Origin of the sequence: Micromonospora haikouensis, from assembly GCF_000876225.1 — a bacterium.
Taxonomy (GTDB): domain Bacteria; phylum Actinomycetota; class Actinomycetes; order Mycobacteriales; family Micromonosporaceae; genus Micromonospora; species Micromonospora haikouensis.
On the sequence record NZ_JXSX01000003.1, the window covers coordinates 1,084,167 to 1,105,032 of the forward strand.

General features: G+C 74.8%; 18 protein-coding genes. 16 read left to right on the forward strand and 2 right to left on the reverse strand.

The annotated features are described in order from the left end of the window. The 15 genes from carA (at position 1) to TK50_RS26175 (ending at position 17,996) form a co-directional block, all read left to right on the forward strand. On the forward strand, positions 1-1,164 hold the full coding sequence (gene carA / locus TK50_RS26105; RefSeq protein ID WP_043967970.1) for a glutamine-hydrolyzing carbamoyl-phosphate synthase small subunit: 1,164 nt from the start codon (positions 1-3) through the stop codon (positions 1,162-1,164). Next, on the forward strand, positions 1,157-4,534 hold the full coding sequence (carB, locus tag TK50_RS26110) for a carbamoyl-phosphate synthase large subunit (protein WP_043967973.1): 3,378 nt from the start codon (positions 1,157-1,159) through the stop codon (positions 4,532-4,534). The genes carA and carB overlap by 8 nt, the downstream gene beginning before the upstream one ends. A 25-nt stretch (positions 4,535-4,559) precedes the next feature. After that, complete coding sequence (locus TK50_RS26115; protein ID WP_043967974.1) at positions 4,560-5,606, forward strand: quinone-dependent dihydroorotate dehydrogenase; 1,047 nt, start codon at positions 4,560-4,562, stop codon at positions 5,604-5,606. 49 nt (positions 5,607-5,655) lie between these two features. Continuing rightward, a complete protein-coding gene (locus tag TK50_RS26120; protein ID WP_043967975.1) occupies positions 5,656-6,930 on the forward strand; it encodes an adenosylmethionine--8-amino-7-oxononanoate transaminase in 1,275 nt (424 codons plus the stop codon). 108 nt (positions 6,931-7,038) lie between these two features. Next, positions 7,039-7,875, forward strand: coding sequence for an orotidine-5'-phosphate decarboxylase (pyrF, locus tag TK50_RS26125; protein WP_043967977.1), 837 nt, complete (start codon positions 7,039-7,041; stop codon positions 7,873-7,875). A gap of 179 nt (positions 7,876-8,054) precedes the next feature. Beyond that, positions 8,055-8,372 carry an integration host factor, actinobacterial type gene (gene mihF, locus TK50_RS26130; RefSeq protein ID WP_007075824.1) on the forward strand — a complete coding sequence of 106 codons (318 nt, stop codon included), beginning with the start codon at positions 8,055-8,057 and terminating at the stop codon, positions 8,370-8,372. A 49-nt stretch (positions 8,373-8,421) separates the two neighbouring features. After that, a complete protein-coding gene (locus tag TK50_RS26135) occupies positions 8,422-8,955 on the forward strand; it encodes a nucleoside/nucleotide kinase family protein (protein WP_043967979.1) in 534 nt (177 codons plus the stop codon). A gap of 79 nt (positions 8,956-9,034) precedes the next feature. Further along, positions 9,035-9,298, forward strand: a complete 264-nt coding sequence (gene rpoZ, locus TK50_RS26140) for a DNA-directed RNA polymerase subunit omega (RefSeq protein WP_007075826.1) — start codon at positions 9,035-9,037, stop codon at positions 9,296-9,298. 15 nt (positions 9,299-9,313) lie between these two features. Then, positions 9,314-10,552 (forward strand): bifunctional phosphopantothenoylcysteine decarboxylase/phosphopantothenate--cysteine ligase CoaBC, encoded by a 1,239-nt coding sequence (gene coaBC, locus TK50_RS26145; protein ID WP_043967982.1) that lies wholly within the window; start codon positions 9,314-9,316, stop codon positions 10,550-10,552. Between the two features lie 53 nt (positions 10,553-10,605). Beyond that, positions 10,606-11,799 (forward strand): methionine adenosyltransferase, encoded by a 1,194-nt coding sequence (metK, locus tag TK50_RS26150; protein WP_043967984.1) that lies wholly within the window; start codon positions 10,606-10,608, stop codon positions 11,797-11,799. Continuing rightward, on the forward strand, positions 11,796-13,769 hold the full coding sequence (locus tag TK50_RS26155; RefSeq protein WP_082106620.1) for a primosomal protein N': 1,974 nt from the start codon (positions 11,796-11,798) through the stop codon (positions 13,767-13,769). Before metK ends, TK50_RS26155 begins: the two co-directional genes overlap by 4 nt. A gap of 137 nt (positions 13,770-13,906) precedes the next feature. Continuing rightward, complete coding sequence (locus TK50_RS26160) at positions 13,907-14,890, forward strand: AAA family ATPase (RefSeq protein WP_043967986.1); 984 nt, start codon at positions 13,907-13,909, stop codon at positions 14,888-14,890. 88 nt (positions 14,891-14,978) lie between these two features. After that, positions 14,979-15,536: a peptide deformylase gene (gene def, locus TK50_RS26165; protein WP_043967988.1), complete on the forward strand. Its 558-nt coding sequence runs from the start codon at positions 14,979-14,981 to the stop codon at positions 15,534-15,536. 4 nt (positions 15,537-15,540) lie between these two features. Then, complete coding sequence (gene fmt / locus TK50_RS26170) at positions 15,541-16,467, forward strand: methionyl-tRNA formyltransferase (protein ID WP_043967991.1); 927 nt, start codon at positions 15,541-15,543, stop codon at positions 16,465-16,467. After that, positions 16,464-17,996, forward strand: a complete 1,533-nt coding sequence (locus TK50_RS26175) for an RsmB/NOP family class I SAM-dependent RNA methyltransferase (protein ID WP_043967992.1) — start codon at positions 16,464-16,466, stop codon at positions 17,994-17,996. The genes fmt and TK50_RS26175 overlap by 4 nt, the downstream gene beginning before the upstream one ends. A 64-nt stretch (positions 17,997-18,060) precedes the next feature. Here the strand turns inward: TK50_RS26175 and TK50_RS26180 are convergent, their stop codons facing one another. Then, complete coding sequence (locus TK50_RS26180; protein ID WP_043969387.1) at positions 18,061-18,948, reverse strand: septum formation family protein; 888 nt, start codon at positions 18,946-18,948, stop codon at positions 18,061-18,063. A gap of 87 nt (positions 18,949-19,035) precedes the next feature. Continuing rightward, positions 19,036-19,926 (reverse strand): septum formation family protein, encoded by an 891-nt coding sequence (locus TK50_RS26185; RefSeq protein WP_043967993.1) that lies wholly within the window; start codon positions 19,924-19,926, stop codon positions 19,036-19,038. Positions 19,927-20,184: 258 nt separating this feature from the next. Between TK50_RS26185 and rpe the strand changes: the two genes are divergently transcribed. Then, positions 20,185-20,865 (forward strand): ribulose-phosphate 3-epimerase, encoded by a 681-nt coding sequence (rpe, locus tag TK50_RS26190; protein WP_043967995.1) that lies wholly within the window; start codon positions 20,185-20,187, stop codon positions 20,863-20,865. Position 20,866: the final 1 nt, after the last annotated feature.

Consider the following 20,866-nt stretch of genomic DNA (forward strand, 5'->3'; position numbering starts at 1 on the left):
ATGGAGAAGCGCAGGAGCGCGATCCTGGTCCTGGAGGACGGGCGTACGTTCCACGGCGAGGCGTACGGCAGCGTCGGCGAGACGTTCGGCGAGGCGGTCTTCAACACCGGCATGACCGGCTACCAGGAGACCCTGACCGACCCGTCCTACCACCGGCAGGTGGTGGTGCAGACCGCCCCGCACATCGGCAACACCGGCGTCAACGCCGAGGACGACGAGTCCGCCCGGATCTGGGTCGCCGGCTACGTCGTGCGCGACCCGGCCCGGGTCCCCTCGAACTGGCGGTCCACCGGCACGCTGGCGGACCGGCTCGCCGCCGAGGGCGTGGTCGGCATCAGCGGCGTGGACACCCGGGCGCTGACCCGGCACCTGCGCGAGCGCGGCGCGATGCGGGTCGGCATCTCCAGCGTCGACGACGACCCGCGCGCCCTGCTGGCCCGGGTCCGCCAGTCGCCGCAGATGGTCGGCGCGGACCTCTCCGCCGAGGTGAGCACCGCGCAGCCGTACGTCGTCGAGGCCGAGGGCACGCACCGGTTCACGGTGGCCGCCCTGGACCTGGGCATCAAGCGCAACGTGCCGCGCCGGCTCGCCGCGCGCGGCGTCACCACCCACGTGCTGCCCGCCGGGTCGAGCATCGACGACCTGCTCGCCACCGGCGCGGACGCCGTCTTCTTCTCGCCCGGTCCGGGCGACCCGGCGACCGCCGACGGCCCGGTGGGGCTGGCCCGGGAGGTGCTGACCCGGCGGATCCCGCTGTTCGGCATCTGCTTCGGCAGCCAGATCCTCGGCCGGGCGCTGGGCTTCGGCACCTACAAGCTCGGCTACGGCCACCGGGGCATCAACCAGCCGGTGCTCGACCGGGCCACCGGCAAGGTCGAGGTGACCAGCCACAACCACGGCTTCGCCGTGCAGGTGCCGGGGGCCGGGCAGGGCGCGGTCGTGCCCGACCAGGTGATCGACACCGAGTTCGGCGGCGTCGAGGTGTCACACGTCTGCCTCAACGACAACGTGGTCGAGGGGCTGCGGGCGCTCGACGTGCCCGCCTTCACCGTCCAGTACCACCCGGAGGCGGCGGCGGGCCCGCACGACGCGGACTACCTGTTCGACCGCTTCGCCGAGCTGATCGAAGGCCGGACCCACAGCGAGGGGCGCGCGCATGCCTAAGCGGACCGATCTCAAGCACATCATGGTGATCGGCTCGGGGCCGATCGTCATCGGGCAGGCCTGCGAGTTCGACTACTCCGGCACCCAGGCGTGCCGGGTGCTGCGCAGCGAGGGGATCCGGGTCAGCCTGGTCAACTCCAACCCGGCGACGATCATGACGGACCCGGAGTTCGCCGACGCCACGTACGTCGAGCCGATCACCCCGGAGTTCGTCGAGCTGGTCATCGCCAAGGAGCGCCCCGACGCGCTGCTGCCCACCCTCGGCGGGCAGACCGCGCTGAACACGGCGGTCGCCCTGCACGCGGCGGGCGTGCTCGACAAGTACGGCGTCGAGCTGATCGGCGCGAACATCGAGGCGATCAACCGGGGCGAGGACCGGCAGCTGTTCAAGGACATCGTCGCCAAGGCGGGCGTACGCCTGGGGCTGGACGACCCGGCGGGCCTGGTGCCCCGCTCGCGGGTCTGCCACTCGATGGCCGAGGTCGAGGCCACGGTCGCCGAGCTGGGCCTGCCGGTGGTGATCCGGCCGTCGTTCACGATGGGCGGCCTCGGCTCCGGCATGGCGCACACCGACGCCGACCTGCAGCGCATCGCCGGGGCCGGCCTGGCCGCCAGCCCCGTGCACGAGGTGCTCATCGAGGAGAGCGTGCTCGGCTGGAAGGAGTACGAGCTCGAACTGATGCGCGACCGCCACGACAACGTGGTGGTCGTGTGCTCGATCGAGAACGTCGACCCGATGGGCGTGCACACCGGCGACAGCGTGACCGTCGCCCCGGCGATGACGCTGACCGACCGGGAGTACCAGCGGCTGCGCGACCTCGGCATCGCGGTGCTGCGCGAGGTCGGGGTGGACACCGGCGGCTGCAACATCCAGTTCGCGGTGAACCCGGCCGACGGCCGGATCGTGGTGATCGAGATGAACCCCCGGGTGTCGCGCTCGTCGGCCCTGGCGTCGAAGGCGACCGGCTTCCCGATCGCGAAGATCGCCGCGAAGCTGGCCATCGGCTACACCCTCGACGAGATCCCCAACGACATCACGTTGAAGACCCCGGCGGCGTTCGAGCCGACCCTGGACTACGTGGTGGTGAAGATCCCCCGGTTCGCGTTCGAGAAGTTCCCCGGCGCGGACCCGGAGCTGACCACCACCATGAAGTCGGTCGGCGAGGCGATGAGCCTCGGGCGCAACTTCACCGAGGCGCTCAACAAGGCGATGCGCTCGATGGAAACCAAGGCGTCGGGTTTCTGGACCACCCCGGACCCGGAGGGTGCGACGAAGGAGAACACGCTCGCCGCGCTGGGCACGCCGCACGACGGCCGGCTCTACACCGTGGAGCGGGCGCTGCGGCTCGGCGCGTCGGTCGCGGAGGTCTCCGCCGCGTCCGGCGGGATCGACCCGTGGTTCCTGGACCAGATCGCCGCGCTGGTGGAGCTGCGCGCGGAGATCGTCGACGCCCCGGTGCTCGACGTGGACCTGCTGCGTCGCGCCAAGCGGGCCGGCCTGTCCGACCGGCAGCTCGCCGCGCTGCGCCCCGAACTGGCCGCCGAGGACGGGGTACGCACCCTGCGCCACCGGCTCGGCGTCCGCCCGGTCTACAAGACGGTGGACACCTGCGCCGCCGAGTTCGAGGCGACCACGCCCTACCACTACTCGACGTACGACTCGGAGACCGAGGTCGCGCCGTCGGCCCGGCCCAAGGTGATCATCCTGGGCTCGGGGCCGAACCGGATCGGCCAGGGCATCGAGTTCGACTACTCGTGCGTGCACGCCGTCCAGGCGCTGCGCGCCGCGCCCGTCGGCTCGGCCGCCGCCGGTGGCGGCGGCTACGAGACCGTCATGGTCAACTGCAACCCGGAGACCGTGTCGACGGACTACGACACGGCCGACCGGCTCTACTTCGAGCCGCTGACCTTCGAGGACGTCCTGGAGGTCTGGCACGCCGAGGACTCGTCCGGCAAGGCGGCCGGCGGGCCGGGCGTGGTCGGGGTGGTCGTGCAGCTCGGCGGGCAGACCCCGCTGGGCCTGGCGCAGCGGCTGAAGAACGCGGGCGTGCCGATCGTGGGCACCTCCCCGGAGTCGATCCACCTGGCCGAGGAGCGCGGCGCGTTCGGCGCGGTGCTGGCGCGGGCCGGGCTGCGCGCCCCGGCGCACGGCATGGCCACCTCCTACGAGGAGGCGAAGGCGATCGCCGCCGAGATCGGCTACCCGGTGCTGGTCCGCCCGTCCTACGTGCTCGGCGGGCGGGGCATGGAGATCGTCTACGACGACCCGACGCTGCGCGACTACATCGGGCGGGCCACCGACATCTCCCCGGACCACCCGGTGCTGGTGGACCGGTTCCTCGACGACGCCATCGAGATCGACGTGGACGCCCTCTGCGACGCCGACGGCGAGGTCTACCTCGGCGGCGTGATGGAGCACATCGAGGAGGCCGGCATCCACTCCGGCGACTCGTCCTGCGTGCTGCCGCCGATGACGCTGGCCGGCTCGCACCTGGCGCAGGTGCGCCGCTACACCGAGGCCATCGCCCGGGGCGTGGGGGTGCGCGGCCTGCTCAACGTCCAGTACGCCCTCAAGGACGACGTGCTGTACGTGCTGGAGGCCAACCCCCGCGCGTCGCGGACGGTGCCGTTCGTGTCGAAGGCCACGGCGGTGCCGCTGGCCAAGGCGGCGGCCCGGATCGCGCTCGGCGCGACGGTCGCCGAGCTGCGCGCCGAGGGGCTGCTCCCGCCGACGGGCGACGGCGGCACCCTCCCGGCCGACGCGCCGATCGCGGTGAAGGAGGCGGTGCTGCCGTTCAAGCGGTTCCGCACCCCGACCGGCAAGGGCGTCGACTCGCTGCTGGGCCCGGAGATGAAGTCCACCGGCGAGGTGATGGGCATCGACACCAAGTTCGGGCACGCCTTCGCCAAGAGCCAGTCCGCCGCGTACGGGTCGCTGCCGACGTCCGGGCGGATCTTCGTCTCGGTGGCCAACCGGGACAAGCGCGGCATGATCTTCCCGATCAAGCGCCTGGCCGACCTGGGCTTCGAGATCGTGGCGACCGCCGGCACGGCGGAGGTGCTGCGCCGGCACGGCATCGCCTGCGAGCAGATCCGCAAGCACTACGAGGCCGGGGCGGGCGCCGACGCGGTGTCGATGATCCTCGCCGGCGACGTGGCGCTGGTGGTGAACACCCCGCAGGGTTCCGGGGCGAGCGCCCGTTCCGACGGCTACGAGATCCGCAGCGCCGCCGTGACGGCGGACATCCCGTGCATCACCACCGTCCCGGGTGCGGCGGCGGCGGTGATGGGCATCGAGGCCCGCATCCGGGGCGACATGACCGTGCGTCCCCTGCAGGACCTGCACGCCACCCTGCGGGCGGGCGAGTGACCGCCGACGGCCGGGGGAGGGGCCGGTGATCTTCGAGCGGGTGGTGCGGCCCGGCCTGTTCCGCCTCGGCGGCGGCGACGCCGAGGCCGCCCACGAGTGGACGCTGCGCCGGCTGGCCGCCGTGTCGCGGTCGCCGGTGGCGCTCGCCGCGCTGCGGGCCCGCTACGCCGTGCGGGCGCCCCGGACGGTGTTCGGGGTGGACTTCCCGAACCCGGTGGGGCTGGCCGCCGGGATGGACAAGGACGGCGCGGCGCTGCCGGCGTGGCCGGCGCTGGGCTTCGGCTTCGTCGAGGTCGGCACGGTCACCGCGCACGCCCAGCCGGGCAACCCCCGGCCCCGGCTGTTCCGGCTGCGCGACAGCGAGGCCGTGGTCAACCGGATGGGCTTCAACAACGCCGGGGCGCGGGCCCTGGCGGACCGGCTGGCGGCGCTGCCCTGCCCGGTCGGCGCGCCGCTGGGGATCTCGCTCGGCAAGTCCAAGGTGACCCCGCTGGACGAGGCCGTGGAGGACTACCTCACCTCCTACCGGGCGCTGCGCGACCACGGCGACTACTTCGCCGTGAACGTCTCCTCGCCCAACACCCCGGGCCTGCGCTCGTTGCAGGACCGCGCCCACCTGGACGCGCTGCTGGCGGCCCTGGTGGGGGAGAAGCCGGTGCTGGTGAAGATCGCCCCGGACCTGACCGAGCCGGCGATCGCCGAGCTGCTGGAGGTCTGCCTCGACCGGGGTGCGGCCGGGGTGATCGCCACCAACACGACCCTGGCCCGCGACGGGCTCGCCCCCGCCGACCGGGAGCGCGGCGGGCAGGCGGGCGGCCTGTCGGGGCGTCCGCTGGCCGCGCGCGCCCGCGCGGTGGTGTCGTTCGTCCACCGGGAGACCGGCGGGCGGCTGCCGGTGATCGGCGTGGGCGGCATCGTCGACCCCGACGACGCCGCGCGCATGTTCGACGCGGGGGCGGCCCTGGTGCAGCTCTACACCGGCTTCATCTACCGGGGCCCCGGCCTCGTCCGCGCCGCCGCCCGGGCCGCCCGCCCGCTGCCCGCGCCGGTGCCGTCGGGCGGTCGGTCGTGACCGGGGAGCCGGCCACAGCGGGTCCCGCCGGGGGCCGGAGGGGGCGCGGGTGACGCCGGAGGAGATCCTCGCCGCCGATCGGCAGCACGTGTGGCACCCGTACGCGCCGCTGCCCCCCGCGACGCCCCCGTACGTGGTGGCGGGCGCGCGGGGGGTGCGGCTGCGGCTGGCCGACGGGCGGGAACTGGTCGACGGGATGTCGTCGTGGTGGGCGGCGATCCACGGCTACCGGCACCCCGTGCTGGACGCGGCGGTCGTCGACCAGCTCGGCCGGATGAGCCACGTGATGTTCGGCGGGCTCACCCACGAGCCGGCCGTGCGCCTGGCGCAGACGCTGGTCGAGCTGGCCCCGGAGGGGCTGGAGCGGGTCTTCCTGTGCGACTCGGGCTCGGTGAGCGTCGAGGTGGCGGTGAAGATGTGCCTGCAGTACCAGCGGGCGCTCGGGCGGCCGGAGCGCCGGCGGCTGGGCACCTGGCGGGGCGGCTACCACGGCGACACCTTCCACCCGATGAGCGTGTGCGACCCCGAGGGCGGCATGCACCACCTGTGGGGCGACGTGCTGCCCCGGCAGGTCTTCGCGCCCGTGCCGCCGGCCGGCTTCGACGCCCCGCCCGACCCCGCGTACTGCGCGGCGCTGGCCGACGCGGTGGCGCGGCACGCGCACGAGCTGGCCGCCGTGATCGTGGAGCCGGTGGTCCAGGGCGCGGGCGGGATGCGCTTCCACCACCCGCACTACCTGCGGGTGCTGCGCGAGGTGACCCGCGCCCACGGGGTGCTGCTGGTCTTCGACGAGATCGCCACCGGCTTCGGCCGCACCGGCACGATGTTCGCCGCCGAGCACGCCGGGGTGAGCCCCGACGTGCTCTGCGTCGGCAAGGCGCTCACCGGCGGCTACCTGACGCTGGCCGCCGCGCTGTGCACGGCGGAGGTGGCGGCGGGCATCTCCCGCGACGGGGTGCTCGCGCACGGGCCCACGTTCATGGCCAACCCGCTCGCCTGTGCGGTCGCGAACGCCTCCATCGGCCTGCTGCGGGCCGGAGACTGGGCGGCTGAGGTGTCAAGGGTGGGCGCGGCCCTGCGCGCTGGCCTGGAGCCGCTGCGGGGCGCCCCCGGGGTGGCGGACGTCCGCGTGCTGGGCGCGATCGGGGTGGTCCAGCTCGACCACGAGGTGGACCTGGCGGCGGCGACCGCCGCGGCGGTGGACCGGGGGGTGTGGCTGCGGCCGTTCCGCGACCTGGTCTACGCCATGCCGCCGTACGTCGCCGACGACGCGGACGTCGCCCGGATCGCCGCCGGGATGGCCGCCGCCGTGGCGGCCGGCTGACCGGCGTTCCCGGGCGGCCGTGCGGGGTGGCCGCATGACCGCGATCGGACAGGCATGGCGCGCCGGCGGACGCCGGGTGCCCGGAGGAGTCGAGAGGAAGAGGCGCGGATGGAGACCTTCGGTGACCGGTTGCACCGGGCGATGGAGCAGCGCGGCCCGCTCTGCGTGGGCATCGACCCGCACCCGGGGCTGCTGACCCGCTGGGGGCTGACGGACGACGTCGACGGGCTGGAGCGGTTCTGCCGCACCGTGGTGGAGGCCCTAGGCGACCGGGTCGCGGTGGTCAAGCCCCAGTCGGCGTTCTTCGAGCGCTTCGGAGCGCGGGGCGTGGCGGTGCTAGAGTCAACTATCCGACAGTTGCGGGATTCTGGCTCGCTCGTTCTGCTCGACGTCAAGCGCGGAGACATCGGCTCCACCGTCGCCGCGTACGCCTCCGCGTACCTCGATCCATCCAGCCCGCTGTATGTCGACGCGGTCACCGCGAGCCCCTACCTGGGAGTAATGTCGCTGGCCCCGATGTTCGAGCTCGCCGCCACGCACGGCGGCGGGGTGTTCGTCCTGGCGCTCACCTCCAACCCCGAGGGAGCCGCCGTGCAGCGCGCCGTGGGCGCCGACGGGCGCACCGTCGCGCAGGCGGTCATCGACGAGATTGCCCAGCTCAACCGGGGTGCGCAGACGCTGGGCAGCTTCGGTCTGGTGGTCGGGGCGACCATCGGCGACACCGGCCACGACCTGTCGGCGGTGCGCGGCCCGCTGCTCGCCCCGGGGCTCGGCGCGCAGGGCGCCACGGCCGCCGACCTACGGACCGTGTTCGGCGCGAGCCTGCCGTGGGTCCTGCCGTCGTACTCCCGCGAGGTGCTGCACGCCGGGCCCGACGTGGCCGCCCTGCGGGCCGCCGCGCAGCGGGCCCTGGCCGACTGCCGGGCGGCCCTCGACGGCTCCTGACTGAGTGACGGCTCGGTCATTTTGCCGTGGTCGTGGCGTGCCCACGTTGCCGAATGCGTCCGCGACCGCTAGTTTTCCCCGCGCTGGGAACCACGGACCCCTTTGGTTTCCGGCGACTCCACGTTTCACATCTGCGGCGTGGCGTCCCGCCCGTCGCGACAAGGACCTGAGGAGAACTGGTGCCCCTCCCGTCACTTACCCCCGAGCAGCGCGCAGCTGCGCTCGAGAAGGCTGCGGAGATCCGCAAGGCCCGCGCTGAGCTGAAGGAGCAGCTCAAGCAGGGCAAGACCACCCTCGCCGCGGTCCTGGAGCGGGCCGAGGGCGACGACGTCGTCGGCAAGCTGAAGGTCTCGGCCGTCCTGCAGGCGATGCCGGGCATCGGCAAGATCCGGGCGACCCAGATCATGGAGAAGCTCAAGATCGCCGACAGCCGTCGCCTGCGTGGTCTGGGCGAGCAGCAGCGCAAGGCCCTGCTCGGCGAGTTCGCCGCCAACTGAGCCCGGCGGTTCGCCGCCGGCCGCGCACGGCGCCGTGTAGAAACGAGCCGTGAGCACGGATGACGAGGCGCGCCCGGCGGCTCGGCTCACCGTCCTGACCGGTCCCTCCGGGGCTGGCGTGGGCAGTGTCGTCGAGCCGTTCCGGGCGCGTTCTCCGTCGGTCTGGATCCCGGTGCCGGCCACCACCCGGCCCCGCCGGGCGGGCGAGGTGGACGGCGTCGACCGGGTCTTCCTCGCCCCGGCGGCGTTCGACCGGCTGATCGCCGCCGGCCAGCTGCTGGAGTGGGCCCGCATCGGGCCGTACGCCCGCGGCACCCCGGCCCCGCCGGTGGCCGGGCGGCTCGCCGCCGGCCGGCCGGTGCTCCTCCCGCTCGACCTGCCCGGCGCGCTCGCCGTCCGCGCGGCGCATCCCGACGCCCGGCTGGTCCTGCTCGCCCCGCCCGGCTGGCGGCCGGAGGCGGTCGACCCGGCCGGCGACGCGCACGTCGTGGCGCACGACCACACCGAGCGGGCGGTGGATGAGCTGGTAGGCTTGTTCGGTTCTTCCCATCTGGCTCCGGCCCGACCGCGGCGGAGCGGCTGAGTGACCCACCAACCGCGTCCGCGTGGTGGGGCCAGACGAACCGCGTCCGCGCGGTGACGACAGACGCAGAGGTTATTTCGTGGGATCCATCGCCAACCCCGAGGGCATCACCAACCCGCCGATCGACGAGCTGCTCGAGAAGACGACGTCGAAGTACGCCCTGGTGATCTTCGCTGCCAAGCGCGCCCGCCAGGTCAACGCCTACTACAGCCAGCTCGGCGAGGGCCTGCTGGAGTACGTCGGTCCGCTCGTGGAGACCACCCCCCAGGAGAAGCCCCTCTCCATCGCCATGCGCGAGATCAACGCGGGCCTGCTCACCGCCGAGCCGACCGACCAGCCGTAACCGCGCCGCACGCCGATGTCCGCCGAGATCGTCCTCGGGGTCGGCGGCGGCATCGCCGCCTACAAGGCGTGTGAGCTGCTGCGGCTCTTCACCGAGTCGGGCCACCGGGTCCGCGTGGTGCCCACCGCGTCGGCGCTCCGCTTCGTCGGGGCGCCGACCTGGGCCGCCCTGTCCGGCCAGCCGGTCGCCGACGACGTCTGGGCCGACGTGCACGAGGTCCCGCACGTCCGGCTCGGCCAGCGGGCCGACCTGGTGGTGGTCGCCCCGGCCACGGCCGACCTGCTCGCCAGGGCGGCCCACGGCCTCGCCGACGACCTGCTCACCAACACCCTGCTCACCGCCCGGTGCCCGGTGCTGCTCGCCCCGGCGATGCACACCGAGATGTGGGAGCATCCCGCCACCGTGGCCAACGTCGCCACGCTGCGCTCCCGGGGCGTCCGCGTCGTCGAGCCCGCCGTCGGCCGGCTCACCGGCGCCGACACGGGCAAGGGCCGGCTGCCCGACCCGGCGGAGATCTTCGCCGTCGCCCGGCGGACCCTGGCCCGCGGCCCGCACGCCCCGGCCGACCTCGCCGGCCGGCACGTGGTGGTGACCGCGGGCGGCACCCGCGAGCCGCTCGACCCGGTGCGGTTCCTCGGCAACCGCTCCTCCGGCAAGCAGGGTTACGCCTTCGCCCGGTCGGCGGTCGCCCGGGGCGCCCGGGTCACCCTCGTCGCCGCCAACGTGGCGCTCGCCGACCCGGCCGGCGTGGACCTGGTGCGGGTCGGCACCACCGAGGAGCTGCGGGAGGCCACGCTTCGTGCGGCGGCCGGCGCGGACGCCGTGGTGATGGCCGCCGCGCCCGCGGATTTCCGCCCCGCCACCTACACGTCGGCCAAAATCAAGAAAACAGCAGCCGGGGCACCTACGATCGACCTCGTCACCAACCCGGACATCGCCGCCGAGCTGGGCCGGCAACGCCGACCGGAGCAGGTGCTGGTGGTGTTCGCCGCGGAGACGGACGACGCCGAGGCCAACGGCCGGGCCAAGCTCGCCCGCAAGCGGGCCGACCTCATCGTCATCAACGAGGTCGGGCCGGACAAGGTCTTCGGCGCCGAGACCAACGCGGCGACCGTCATCGGCGCGGACGGCTCGGTGCACCCGATGGCCGAGCAGTCCAAGGAGGATCTGGCCGACGCCGTCTGGGACCTCGTCGTGGCGCGCTGGCCACCTTCCCGACCAGTGACCGGGAACCGACCGTTTCAGCGCGGTTAGAGGTCGGATGACTACACTTCCGCGGAACGACTTTTCCATAACTTAGGAGTGCCGTGACACGCCGCCTCTTCACGTCCGAATCGGTCACGGAAGGCCACCCGGACAAGATCGCCGACCAGATCAGCGACGGCATTCTCGACGCACTGCTGGCTCAGGACGCGCACAGCCGCGTCGCCGTCGAGACCCTGATCACCACCGGCCAGGTGCACGTGGCCGGCGAGGTGACCACCAAGGCGTACGCCGACATCCCGACCATCGTGCGGGAGACGATCCTCGACATCGGCTACGACTCGTCGAAGAAGGGCTTCGACGGCGCGTCCTGCGGCGTCAGCGTCTCCATCGGCGCGCAGTCCCCCGACATCGCGCAGGGCGTCGACAACGCGATGGAGCTGCGCACCGGCTCCTCGGAGAGCGCGCTGGACGCCCAGGGCGCCGGCGACCAGGGCATGATGTTCGGCTTCGCCTGCTCCGAGACGCCCGAGCTGATGCCGCTGCCGATCGCCCTGGCGCACCGGCTCGCCCGCCGGCTCACCGCGGTCCGCAAGGACGGCACGATCCCCTACCTGCGGCCGGACGGCAAGACCCAGGTCACCATCGAGTACGAGGGGCTGCGCCCCGTCCGGCTGAACACCGTCGTCGTGTCCAGCCAGCACGCGGCCGACATCTCGCTGGACTCGCTGCTCACCCCGGACGTGCGCGACCACGTCATCGCGCCGGAGCTGGAGAGCCTCGGCCTGGACACCGACGGCTACCGGCTGCTGGTCAACCCGACCGGGCGGTTCGAGATCGGCGGCCCGATGGGCGACGCCGGCCTCACCGGCCGGAAGATCATCGTCGACACCTACGGCGGGTACGCCCGGCACGGTGGCGGCGCGTTCTCCGGCAAGGACCCGTCCAAGGTGGACCGCTCGGCGGCGTACGCGATGCGCTGGGTCGCCAAGAACGTGGTGGCCGCCGGCCTCGCCGAGCGCTGCGAGGCGCAGGTCGCGTACGCGATCGGCAAGGCGCACCCGGTGAGCCTGTTCATCGAGACGTTCGGCACCGAGACCGTGCCGGTCGCCTCGATCGAGAAGGCCGTGACCGAGGTCTTCGACCTCCGTCCGGCCGCCATCATCCGGGACCTGCACCTGCTGCGCCCGATCTACCGGCAGACCGCGGCGTACGGCCACTTCGGCCGGGAACTGCCCGAGCTGACCTGGGAGAGCACCGACCGGGCCGCCGACCTCAAGTCGGCCGCGGGAGCCTGACCGGCAACACGCGCGGCGACCGGCGACCCGCCGACGGGTCGCCGGTCGCTCGCGTCTGTGTCGACGTGCCCCTGGCCCACCTCGACCGCCCCTTCGACTACCTGGTCCCCGCCGAGCTGGCCGACGCGGCCGTCCCCGGCACCCGGGTGAAGGTGCGCTTCGCCGGCCAGCTCGTGGACGGCTGGCTGCTGGAACGGGCCGACGACTCGGGGCACACCGGCAGGCTGGCCTGCCTCGACCGGCTCGTCTCGCCCGAGCCCGTGCTCGCCGACGAGGTCGTCCGGCTGGCCCGGGCCGTCGCCGACCGGTACGCCGGCAGCCTCGCCGACGTGCTCCGGCTGGCCGTGCCGCCCCGGCACGCCCGGGTGGAGAAGGAGCCGCACGTCCCGCCGGAGCCGCCCGCGCCCCTGGCCCCGCCGGAGGCGGCCGGCTGGCGGGCGTACCCGGCCGGGCCGGCGTTCCTGCGGGCGCTGACCGAGGGCCGCCCCGCCCGGGCGGTCTGGTCCGCGCTGCCGGGGGAGGACTGGCCCGCCCGGTACGCCGAGGCGGTCGCCGCCACCGTGGCCGGCGGGCGGGGGGCGGTGGTCGTCGTGCCCGACGCCCGGGACCTCGACCGCCTCGACGCGGCGCTGACCGCCGCCCTCGGCCCCGGGCGGCACGTCAGCCTCTCCGCCGCCCTCGGCCCCGCCCGCCGCTACCGCGCGTTCCTGGCCGCCCGGCGCGGGGACGTGCCGGTCGTCATCGGCACCCGCGCGGCGATGTTCGCCCCGGTGGCCCGGCTCGGCCTGGTCGCCATCGTCGACGACGGCGACGACCTGCACGCCGAGCCGCGCGCCCCCTACCCGCACGCCCGCGACGTGCTGCTCACCCGCGCCCGGCTCGCCGACGCGGCCGCCCTGGTCGGCGGGTACGCCCGCAGCGCCGAGGCGCAGCTGCTGGTGGAGACCGGCTGGGCGCGGGAGGTGGTCGCCGACCGGGCCACCGTGCGGGCGCGTACCCCCGCCGTCGCGCCGACCGGGGACGACCCGCAGCTGGCCCGCGATCCCGGCGCGGCGACGGCCCGGCTGCCCAGCCTGGCCTGGGCCGCCGCCCGGGACGCGCTCGGCGCCGACGCCCCGGTGCTGGTCCAGGTGCCCCGCCGCGGCTACCTGCCGTCGATCTCCTGCGCGGACTGCCGCACCCCGGCCCGCTGCCCGCACTGCGCCGGCCCCCTCGCCCTGCCGTCGGCGCGGGGGACACCGGCCTGCCGCTGGTGCGGCCGGATCGCCGCCGCGTACGCCTGCCCGGAGTGCGGCGGGCGGCGGCTGCGCGCGGCCGTCACCGGCGCCCGGCGCACCGCCGAGGAACTGGGCCGGGCCTTCCCCGGGGTGCCGGTGCGCACCTCCGGCCGGGAGGAGGTGCTCACCACCGTGCCCGGCGGCGCCGGCCTCGTGGTGGCCACCCCGGGGGCCGAGCCGGTCGCCGACGGCGGCTACGGCGCGGTGCTGCTGCTCGACTCGTGGGCCCTGCTGACCCGGGCCGACCTGCGGGCCGGCGAGGAGGCGCTGCGCCGCTGGCTGGCCGCCGCCGCCCTGGCCCGACCCGCGACGGCCGGCGGCCGGGTGGTGGTGGTCGCCGACGGCGCCCTCGCGCCGGTGCAGGCCCTGCTGCGCTGGGACGCCGCCTGGTTCGCCGCCCGGGAGCTGGCCGAGCGCCGCGAGCTGGGGTTCCCGCCGGCGGTGCGGATGGCCAGCGTCACCGGCCCGCCCGAGGCGGTGGCCGACCTGCTGGCCGCCGCCCGGCTGCCCGAGGAGGCCGAGGTGCTGGGCCCGGTCCCCGCCGACGGCGAGAAGGAGCGGATGCTCGTCCGGGTGCCCCGGGCGCGGGCGGCGGCCCTCGCCGAGGCGCTGCACGCCGCCGCCGGGGCGCGCACTCTCCGTAAGGCCACCGATCCGGTCCGCGTCCAGATCGACCCTCTTTCGCTGTTCTAGTCGATCGGAGTGGCGGTCACGATCCGTGGTCGCCGCTGCGTGATAGCATCGCCCGTCATGCCCGGGCGCACGACGGCGTGTCGGTACGACGCCACGTCGACGACGCCAGTCAGCCGGTGATCAGGGGTGGACCAGTCGTGACCGTTCGTCAATCGATCGTCTTCAACGGTGACCTCGGCAGCGGCAAGAGCACCGTGTCCGTCGAGATCGCCAAGCGGCTCGGGCTGCGCCGGGTCAGCGTCGGCGACCTCTACCGCCAGATGGCGCAGGAGCGGCAGATGACCGCGCTCCAGCTCAACCTGCACGCCGAGCTGGACCAGGCCGTCGACGGCTACGTCGACCAGCTCCAGCAGGACATCGCGGCCTCCGGCGAGAGCCTGGTCATGGACTCCCGGCTCGCCTGGCACTTCTTCACCGACGCGCTCAAGGTGCACATGATCACCGAGCCGACCGAGGCGGCCCGCCGGGTCCTGGCCCGCCCCTCCGGCCCGGCCGAGAGCTACGCCTCGCTGGAGGAGGCCAGGGCCAAGCTGCGCGAGCGCAGCGAGAGCGAGCGGGGCCGGTTCATCGTCCGCTACGGCGTCGACAAGGCCCGGCTGCGCAACTACGACCTGATCTGCGACTCCACCCGGGCCAACCCGGAGCAGGTGATCGGCCACATCATCGACGTGTACGAGGGGCGGCTCGGCGCGGACGTGCTGCGCGACGCCCCGCCGCTGCTGCTGCTCGACCCGACCCGGGTCTACCCGACCGAGGACGTCGGTGCCCTGCGCGGCCTGTGGGACGCGGGCTTCGTCGACGAGGTCGCCGCCGCCGGCGACGAGGCGCTGGAGCCCCTGACCATCGGCTTCACCGGGGAATACTTCTTCGTCGTCGACGGCCACCGGCGGCTCAGCGCGGCCATCCGCAGCGGCTTCCCGCTGGTGCCCGCGCGGCTGGTCGCCGAGGTCGACGAGCCGGTGGTGGGCGGGACGAGCGCGGCGGAGTACTTCACCGCCCAGGTCCGCCCCGGCACCGTGTACGACTGGGAGGCCGCCCACGGCATCACCCTGCCGCTGCCGGCGCACTGCCTGCTGGCCGGCGACGCCGTGCTCGCCGGCGATCCGGCCCCCGGCGCCTGACCCGTCCCGGTCGCGGGCGGGGGGAGGCCCCCGGGCAGTCCGTAGACTGGTACGGCCCTGACCCGCCCGACCGAAGGAGCCATCCCGCGTGACCGTCCAGCCCATCCGTCTGTTCGGGGATCCGGTGTTGCGCACGCCGGCCGATCCGGTGGTCGACTTCGACGCCGAGCTGCGCAGGCTCGTTGCCGACCTCACCGACACGATGCGTGAGCAGAGCGGCGCGGGTCTCGCCGCGCCCCAGCTCGGAGTGGGCCTGCGGGTGTTCACCTTCGACGTCGACGACGTGCTCGGCCACCTGGTCAACCCGGTGCTGGAGTTCCCCGACGCCGAGGAGCAGGACGGCCCCGAGGGCTGCCTGTCCATCCCCGGGCTCTACTTCGACACCAAGCGCCGGCAGAACGTCGTCGCCAAGGGCTTCAACAGCTACGGCGACCCGGTCCAGATCGTCGGCACGGGCCTGATGGCCCGCTGCGTGCAGCACGAGACCGACCACCTCGACGGCGTGCTCTTCGTCGACCGGCTGGACCCGGCCGGCCGCAAGGAGGCGATGAAGGCGATCCGCCAGGCCGAGTGGTACGACGCGGCGGCCCCGCCGACGGTCAAGCTCGACCCGCACGCCGGCAACCCCTTCGGCCTGGGGCGGTGACCCGGTGCGCCTGATCTTCGCCGGCACGCCGGCCGTCGCCCTGCCCGCCCTGGACGCCATCGCGGCCTCCGGCCACGACCTCGTCGCCGTCGTCACCCGCCCCGACGCCCCCGCCGGCCGGGGCCGGGGCCTGGTCCGCTCGCCCGTCGGGGCCTGGGCCGACGAGCGCGGCGTCGAGGTGCTCACCCCGGCCCGCCCGCGCGAGCCGGAGTTCCTCGACCGGCTGCGCGCGCTGGCCCCCGACTGCGTCCCGGTGGTCGCCTACGGCGCGCTGGTGCCCCCGGTCGCGCTGGAGATCCCCCGGCACGGCTGGATCAACCTGCACTTCTCGCTGCTGCCCGCGTGGCGGGGCGCGGCCCCCGTCCAGCAGGCCGTGCTGCACGGCGACGAGCTGACCGGGGCGAGCGTCTTCGCGCTGGAGGAGGGGCTGGACACCGGCCCGGTCTACGGCACCGTCACCGACGAGATCCGCCCCACCGACACCTCCGGCGACCTGCTGGAGCGGCTCGCCCACTCCGGGTCCGGCCTGCTGGTGGCCGTCCTCGACGCGCTCGACGCGGGCACCGCCCGGGCCGAGCCGCAGCCGGCCGACGGGGTGTCGCTCGCGCCGAAGCTGACCGTCGACGACGCCCGGGTGCGCTGGGGCGACCCCGCGTTCGCGGTGGACCGGCGGATCCGGGCGTGCACCCCCGCGCCCGGCCCGTGGACCACGTTCCGGGGCGAGCGGGTCAAGCTCGGCCCGGTCGTCCCCGTGCCCGACGGCCCCGACCTGAAGCCCGGCGAGCTGCTGGCGGAGAAGTCCCGCGTGCTGGCCGGCACGGCCACCGTCCCGGTGGCCCTCGGCGAGGTGCGGGCCGCGGGCAAGAAGGCCATGCCGGCGAGCGACTGGGCGCGCGGCGCCCGGGTCGGCGCGGGGGAGGAGCTCGCGTGACCGGGCCCACGGAGCGGCCCCGACGACGGTACGACGAGCAGTCCGCCCCCCGCACCGACCGGCGGCCCGACCGGTCGACCGGCGGCCCCCGGGGCGACCGCCCGGCCTTCGGCGACCGCCCGGCCCGGGGCGGCCGGGGCGACGACCGGCGCGGCGCGCGGCCGGCGCGGCCCGCCGTCGACCTGCCCCGGCACGTCGCCTACCAGGCGGTCGCGGCGGTGCACCGCGACGACGCGTACGCCAACCTGGTGCTGCCGGCGTTGCTGCGGCAGGAGCGGCTGACCGGCCGGGACGCCGCCTTCGCCACCGAGCTGACGTACGGCACGCTGCGCCACATCGGCACCCTCGACGCGATCCTCACCGACGCGGCCGGCCGGGACGTGGCCCGGATCGACCCGCCCGTGCGCGACGCGCTGCGGCTGGGCGCCTACCAGCTGCTGCACACGCGGGTGCCGGCGCACGCGGCGGTCTCCTCGACCGTCGACCTGGTGCGCGCGGTCGGCATCGGGGCGACGGGCTTCGCCAACGCGGTGCTGCGCGAGGTGGCGGGGCGCGACGCCGACGCCTGGGTGGCGAAGCTCGCCCCGGCCTTCGAGACGGACCCGATCGGGCACCTGGCCCTGGCGTACAGCCACCCCCAGTGGATCGTGCGGTCCTTCGCCGAGGCGCTCGGCGGCGACCTCGGCGAGACCACCCGGCTGTTGATCGAGGACAACGAGCGCCCGCCGGTGCACCTGTGTGCCCGGCCCGGCCTGGCCGACCCGGTCGCCCTGGCCGACGAGGTCGGCGGCGCACCGGGGGCGTTCTCCCCGTACGCGGTCTATCTCGCCGGCGGCGCCCCGGGCGACCTGCCGGCGCTGGCCGAGGGGCGGGCGCACGTGCAGGACGAGGGCTCCCAGTTGGTGGCCAACGCCCTCGCGGTCGCCCCGCTCGACGGCCCGGACGCCCACTGGCTGGACCTGTGCGCCGGGCCGGGCGGCAAGTCCGGCCTGCTCGGGGCGCTCGCCGCCCAGCGGGGGGCCCGGCTGACCGCGGTGGAGGTCTCCGAGCACCGGGCCCGGCTCGTCGGCCAGGCCACGCGGGGGCTGCCGGTGACGGTGCTGCACACCGACGGCCGCACCGTGGGCGCCGACCCGGAGCTGCCGGAGGGGCACTTCGACCGGGTCCTGGTCGACGCCCCGTGCACCGGGCTGGGCGCGCTGCGTCGCCGGCCGGAGGCCCGCTGGCGCAAGCAGCCGTCGGACCTGCCGCCGCTGACCCGCCTGCAGCGGGAGCTGCTGTCGGCGGCGCTGCGGGCGGCCCGGCCGGGCGGCCTGGTGGCCTACGTGACGTGTTCCCCGCACACGGTGGAGACGCACGTGACGGTGACCGAGGCGGCGCGGCGGGCCGGGGTGCCGGCGGACTTCGTCGACGCCCGGCCGCTGCTGCCGGCCGGCATGCCGGGGCTGGGCGACGGGCCGTCGGTGCAGTTGTGGCCGCACCGGCACGGCACCGACGCCATGTTCCTGGCGGTCCTGCGCCGGGGCTGAGCCGAAACCGCGGTGGGGCGGCCCCTCCGGGCCGCCCCACCGCGTCAGCCGTCCGCCGGGCGGGTCACTGCACCGGCAGGCCCTTGGTGCCGACGCCCTTCACCGAGCGGGTGAGGTCGCGGTCGACCCAGAGGAAGCACTGCACGCCCCGGTTGCCGTCCTTCCACTCCTGCTCGAAGGGGTGGTAGAAGATGGTGCCCGCCCGATACTCCAGGTCGCCGTTGTTCGGCACCTTCGCGTACGAGGCGATCAGCGTCCGGCAGCCCTTGTGGATGCGCATCCGGTTCTTGTCGACCTGGGCGAAGGAGATGTCGGGGGCCTGGTAGACGCCGACGAACTCGACGCGGTGCTTCCTGGTGCAGGCGACGGGGGTCATCTCCTGCACGTCGTCCTTCTTGATCTTCGGGTTGAAGCAGCGGTGGGCCAGCGCCGAGGTGCCCTTCAACGCGCCGGCGAGGCTGCCGGTGCGGGGCACGGCGCTGGGGTCGTCGACGCTCTCCACCTCGCTCACGTCGCAGCGGAACCAGCGGGCCCCGCCCGACCAGGCCTGCCGGGACGGGAAGACGGTGGACAGGAACAGCCGCCCCGCGCGCCAGTCGGCCCCGAGGGCCTTGTTGACCTCCCGGTCGCACTCGGTGCGGACGGCCCGCATCCCGGCGGAACCGGCTGCGGGGGGCGCGCTCAGCTCGGCGGCTGACCCGGTCAGCGTGCCGACGTGCAGGGTCTCCACCCGGTGCGACGTCGCGCAGTCCACCGGGTTGTAGCCGCTGAGGTAGCCGACGTCGGCGAAGACGGTGTGGCACGTTCCGGCGGCGGGCACGAACTGCGTCGGCGCCGCCATCGTCCGCCAGTCGTCGGCGAGGTCACCGTCCAGCCCGGCCGGCGTGCCGCAGCCGGCCAGCGCAAGCGCCGCCCCCGCCGACACGGCGACCGCCGTCCACCATCGCCGCATCAGTCCGACCTCCCCGTCGCCGGTGGTCGCGGACACCGGCCTCCGTCGCCGGGCGCGCCACGGAGCGGCACTTTACGCCACCGGCGCTCAGCTCGCGGGTAGTCCCTTCGGCCCAGCGCCGCGCATCGACCGGGTGAGCTTGCGGTCGTCGCTCCACAGGAAACACCGCACCCCGCGGTCGCCCTCGTCCCACTCCCGCTGCGACGGGGGATAGAAGATCGACCCCGCCCGGTACGGCAACTCGCTGTTGTTGGGCACCTCGGCGAACTCGGCGATCAACCCCATGCAGCGGCGGTGCACCTTCTGGTTGGACCGGATGAACTCGGCCCAGGTCATGTCGCGTTCGGTGTAGACCCCGACGAACTCGGCGCGGTGCGGCTCGGTGCACAGCACGGGCGCCATGTAGTTCAGGTTCGCCCCGATCAGCTTCGGGTCGAAGCAGCGGTGGGTCAGCGGCGAGTCGCCGATCATCGCGCCGCGCAGGCTGCCGACGCGGTTGACCGGCCGGGTGTTGTCGATGCTGTCGGTCTCGCTGAGGTCGCAGCGGTACCAGCGGGCCCCGCTCGCCCAGGCCGACGTCGACGGCAGGGCGATGGTGAGGCTCAGCCGGGCCGAGTGCCAGTCGCCGCCGAGCACCTCCCGGGCCCGCTGGTCGCACTCGGCGCGGGCGACACGCAGGACGGGCGTGCCCGCCTCGGGGCGCGGGCCCGCGTCGATGGCCGGGTCGGTGAAGATGCCGACGTGGATCGTCTCGGCCAGGTGGCTGCGGGCGCAGTCCACCGTCTCGTACGTGCCGGCCTGCACGACCGCCGTGATCCGGGGCAGGCAGGCGTCGGTGGCCGGGATGAACATCTTCGGTTCCCGCAGCGTCGGCCAGTCGTCGGTGAGGTCGCCGTCTGCCCCGTGCGGGCGGGCGCAGCCGCCCAGCAGCATCACCACCGTGCCGGCCAGCGCCAGCGCCACAAGCCACCGTCGCATCGTCCGCCCTTTCCGGGAGCTGACGGTCGGGCGCCACGGCCCGTGGGGGCGTTTCCGCCACCGGGCGTGCAGCTTACGTGACCGTCCTGCATGGAGTCTTGCCGCGTTTCCCTCGATCGGCCAGTCGCGGCTGACTTTTCGTCCGGGATTCCCATCCGGACCGGTTTATCTTGCACCACCGGTCACGGCTGGGTCACAGCGCGTCCGGGAAGGTGCCGCGATGCGGGCGGCTGATGGCCGCGTTCGTACACTGACCTCGTGACCGTACCGCCGCCGATCATCGCGCCCAGCATCCTCGCCGCCGACTTCGCCCGCCTCGCCGAGGAGGTCCGCGCCGTCGAGGGCGCCGCGGACTGGTTGCACGTGGACGTCATGGACAACCACTTCGTGCCGAACCTGACCATCGGGCTGCCCGTCGTGCAGAGCCTGCGCGCCGCGACCGAGCTGCCGTTCGACGTGCACCTGATGATCACCGACCCGCGCCGGTGGGCCCCGGGGTACGCCGACGCCGGGGCGCACAACGTCACCTTCCACGCCGAGGCGTGCGACAACCCGGTGTCACTGGCCAAGGACCTGCGGGCGGCCGGGGCGAAGGCCGGGCTGGCGATCGACCGGGACACCCCGATCGAGCCCTACCTGGAGCTGCTGCCCAGCTTCGACACGCTGCTGATCATGACGATCAAGGCCGGCTTCGGCGGGCAGCGGTTCATCCCCGAGCTGCTCGACAAGGTGCGCGCCGCCCGCCGGCACGTCGACGCCGGCCACCTGGAGCTGCGCATCGAGGTCGACGGCGGGATCGCCGCCGACACCATCGAGCAGGCGGCCGCCGCGGGCGCGGACGCGTTCGTGGCCGGCACCGCCGTCTACGGCGCCGAGGACCCCGCCGAGGCGGTCCGCCGCCTGCGGGGCCTGGCGGAGCGCGCGACCGCCGGGGCCTGAG

What these genes read in the sequence shown, in the direction of transcription:
- TK50_RS26185 (WP_043967993.1), bottom strand. Translation starts at nt 19,926, where the DNA reads ATGCGACGGTGGCTTGTGGCGCTGGCGCTGGCCGGCACGGTGGTGATG.
- carB (WP_043967973.1), top strand. Translation starts at nt 1,157, where the DNA reads ATGCCTAAGCGGACCGATCTCAAGCACATCATGGTGATCGGCTCGGGG.
- TK50_RS26180 (WP_043969387.1), bottom strand. Translation starts at nt 18,948, where the DNA reads ATGCGGCGATGGTGGACGGCGGTCGCCGTGTCGGCGGGGGCGGCGCTT.
- pyrF (WP_043967977.1), top strand. Translation starts at nt 7,039, where the DNA reads ATGGAGACCTTCGGTGACCGGTTGCACCGGGCGATGGAGCAGCGCGGC.
- carA (WP_043967970.1), top strand. Translation starts at nt 1, where the DNA reads ATGGAGAAGCGCAGGAGCGCGATCCTGGTCCTGGAGGACGGGCGTACG.
- coaBC (WP_043967982.1), top strand. Translation starts at nt 9,314, where the DNA reads ATGTCCGCCGAGATCGTCCTCGGGGTCGGCGGCGGCATCGCCGCCTAC.